Source organism: Streptomyces sp., assembly GCF_035563135.1.
Classification (GTDB): Bacteria; Actinomycetota; Actinomycetes; order Streptomycetales; family Streptomycetaceae; genus Streptomyces.
On record NZ_DATMVN010000539.1, the window covers coordinates 1 to 2,593 of the forward strand.

Consider the following 2,593-nt stretch of genomic DNA (forward strand, 5'->3'; position numbering starts at 1 on the left):
CGTCGCGGCCCACGTGCACGGCGACGGCCTCGACCGGGTCGAGGCGCATCTCGGCGAGGCGGGCGACGACCTCGTCGGCGCGGAGCCCGGAGCCGGGCTGAAGATTGTGGTCGACGGTGATGCCGCCGGCGCGGACGGGCAGCTTGCGTGACTCGAAGGCGAGGGCGGAGGCGAGAGCCATGGAGTCGGCGCCCCCGGAGCAGGCGACGAGCACCAGCGGGGTGTCCGGCCGTTCGGGGAGCGCGGAGCGCCGCCCGCCCGCGCCGGCTTCGGCGAACTCGGCGTGTGCGGCCTGTTCGGTGTGGCGGTTGTGTTCGGTGACGACGTCGTGGAGTACGCGGCGGACCGCCAGGCGTATCGCCGCGACCGCAGGATGGGGACCCATGTCCGGTGCCCTTCGGGTGAAGTTTTTTGGGGGGGGTGCCTCGGAGCGCGCGGGACGAAGTCCCGTCACTCAGAGTGCGTCGATGGTGACAGAGACAAGCTGTCCACCGAGCATTGCACGCCTTCCCATGCCCTCATGGTCCCTCGGATGGGTGATTGGAGAGGCAATCTCCTGCCACCGGCCCGACCGGGATCACGAATCCGTCTTCACGAATCTGTCTTACGGTGCACCCGTGCCACCCAGTCCGCCGGTGCGGCGATCTCGGCCTTGGTCGGAAGGGTGTTGGGGGAGGTCCACACCCGGTTGAAGCCGTCCATGCCGACCTCGTCCACCACGGCCCGGACGAACTTCTCGCCGTCGCGGTACTGCTGCAGCTTGGCGTCGAGCCCCAGGAGCTTGCGCAGCGCCAGGTCCAGCCGGCTCGCACCGCGCGCCCTGCGCTGCTGGAACTTCTCCCGGATCTCGGCGACGGAGGCCACCACATCGGGCCCCACCCCGTCCATCACGAAGTCGGCGTGCCCTTCGAGCAGGGACATCACGGCGGTGAGACGGCCCAGGATCTCGCGCTGGGAGGGCGTCTGGACGATCTCGACGAGGCTCCGCCCGCGGTCCTCGCCCTCCTCCCCCCGTTCGCCTTCGGGACGGCTGCCTCCCGAGAAGGCCTGCGCGGCCTCACGGAGGCGTTCGAGCACGGTCATCGGGTCGACGTCGGTCTCGTCGAGGAAAGACTGGATTTCGCCCTGCAGATGGTCGCGGAGCCAGGGGACCCCGGTGAACTGGGTGCGGTGCGTCTCCTCGTGGAGGGCGACCCAGAGCCTGAAGTCGTGCGGGTCGACCTCCAGTTCACGCTCCACATGGACGATGTTGGGGGCGACCAGCAGCAGCCTGCCGCCCCCCTTCGAGGCCGCGGGGAGCTCCCGGGTGGCGGGTGCGAAGGTCTCGTACTGCCCGAGGACCCGGGAGGCCAGGAACGACAGCAGCATGCCCAGTTCGACGCCGGTCACCTTGCCGCCGACCGCGCCGAGCACGGCGTTGCCCGGGCCGCTGCCGCGGCGGTCCTGCATCTTCCCGAGCAGGGGACGCAGCAGCTCACGGAAGCCGGCGACATTGGCCCTGATCCAGCCGGCCCGGTCGACGACCAGGACCGGGGTGTCCTCGGGTTCGTGCCCGTCCGGGATCATCCGGGTGAACGAACGGACGTGCTCCTCCGAGGCCTTGGCATGCCGACGGAGTTCCGCGACGACGGCGCGGGCCTCCTCGCGGCTGATCTCGGGACCCGGTCGCACGAACCGGGTCGCTGTCGCGACCGCGAGATTCCAGTCGACCATCTCGGCACCACCGATGCGCGTCATGCGTCAACCGTACGTGAGGTGGTCGCTCCGTGGTGGGGTGTCAGCCGCTCACCGGGCGCCTTCGCCGAGCGCGGCTCACCCGGCACCTTCCGCGAGCCCCGTTCGCCCGGCCCCTTCCGCGAGGCCCGTTCGCCCGGCCCCTTCCGCGAGCCCCGTTCACCGGGTGCCCTTGGTGAGCGCGGTGGCCAAGGCGTCCAGTGCGGCCTCCGCCTCGCCCGGTGACGTGCTGCCCGAGGCCAGGAAGGCGAAGGCGAGCAGCCGGCCCCGGCCGTCGACCGCGGTGCCGGCGAGGCTGTTCACCCCGGTGAGGGTGCCCGTCTTGGCCCTGACCAGCCCGGTCGCCGGGGAGGTCGCTGTGTAGCGGTCGCCGAGCGTGCCGCTGAATCCGGCGACCGGGAGTCCGGTGAGGACCGGGCGGAGTTCGGGGTGGTCCGGTCCGGCGGCGAGCGCGAGCAGCCGGGCCAGGAGCCCTGCCGTCACCCTGTCCGCGCGGTCGAGACCGCTGCCGTCCGCGAGCCGGGCCCCGGCCATCGGCAGTCCGAGCGCCTTCAGCCTGGCGGTGACGGCGCGCCGGCTCCCGGCGAAGGAGGCGGGCTCCCCGGCCTTCAGCGCGGTCTGCCGGACCAGGGCCTCCGCGATGTCGTTGTCGCTGTTGGTCAGGGCCCGTTCGACCAGGGCGGAGAGCGGTTTCGACAGGTGCGTGGCCACCGTCCGGGAGCCGGCCGCGGCCCGCCCGGACCTGGGGGCGGCCGAGGTGGCGACACCGGCGTCGTCGAGGAGGTCCGCGAAGGCGCGTGCGGCGTCGCCGGCGGGGTCGTCGGTACGGGGCGCCGGCCCCCGGACGCTCTTGTCGAGG

Annotated in this window: 3 protein-coding genes; all 3 read right to left on the reverse strand. The window is 72.5% G+C overall.

The window, feature by feature from the left end; genetic code table 11:
- On the reverse strand, window positions 1-385 hold a 385-nt coding region (locus tag VN520_RS23855), incomplete at its 3' end, for an ATP-binding protein (protein ID WP_325748984.1).
- 206 nt (window positions 386-591) lie between these two features.
- A complete protein-coding gene (locus VN520_RS23860; protein ID WP_325748985.1) occupies window positions 592-1,737 on the reverse strand; it encodes a zinc-dependent metalloprotease in 1,146 nt (381 codons plus the stop codon).
- A 156-nt stretch (window positions 1,738-1,893) separates the two neighbouring features.
- Window positions 1,894-2,593: D-alanyl-D-alanine carboxypeptidase/D-alanyl-D-alanine endopeptidase (gene dacB / locus VN520_RS23865; RefSeq protein WP_325748986.1), on the reverse strand; the 700-nt coding region annotated here is incomplete at its 5' end.